Source organism: Burkholderia sp. BCC1640 (genome assembly GCF_902833125.1).
Taxonomy (GTDB): domain Bacteria; phylum Pseudomonadota; class Gammaproteobacteria; order Burkholderiales; family Burkholderiaceae; genus Burkholderia; species Burkholderia diffusa.
Window position 1 is genome coordinate 1 of the sequence record NZ_CADFEF010000119.1, and the last position, 642, is coordinate 642.

At 56.4% G+C, this 642-nt stretch carries 1 protein-coding gene; it reads right to left on the reverse strand.

The annotated features are described in order from the left end of the window. On the reverse strand, positions 1 to 169 hold a 169-nt coding region (locus tag HWX25_RS32760; protein ID WP_175912731.1), incomplete at its 3' end, for an MbtH family NRPS accessory protein. Positions 170 to 642 lie beyond the last annotated feature (473 nt).

Genomic DNA, 642 nt, shown 5'->3' on the forward strand with positions numbered 1-642 from the left:
CGCTGGCGGGCACCATGTCCGTCCAAAGTTGCTCGATCCGCTGCAGGCAGGCCTGCTTGCTGGCGGGTTCGCCGACCGTCTCCCAGCCGGCAGGCAGGTTGCGTCCGTCGAGCCATACCGAGTACTGCCCCTCGCTGTTTCGCACTACAAAATACAAATCGTCGTCCATGGCTGTTCCCCTGGAAAGGCAATGTGAAGCGCCGAACTTCGCCGCGATCGCGGCCGGGCTGCGTCGCGCGAATGCAGAAGCCGCCTGCCCCGTCAGGGGCTATCGAAATGCGCCGCCACCTGGTCAATTCGGATTGGTCAACAAAATCACCCGAAAAACATAATGTCGATTCATTCCCGGCTCCAATGAGCGCAAAGACTGAGGCATCCGCCTTACGAGTGTCAAGACTTATTCAAATAACTAGTCATTTTGAGTTAAATCAGAAAACGATCCGATATCAATTGAAAAAGTTTTTAATCGTAAATAAATGAATCGAACCTGCCGGTTCTGACGGCGGAAAAACTTACATCGCGCCGACACTGGCCGGCATACGGGAAACGTGATACTACGCGCGCGGTCGCGCCGGCGCGAAGCTTACATGCCGGGTTGCCGCCATCGCCCCACATCCCTTTGCCGGCGTGGATTCAGCCAGG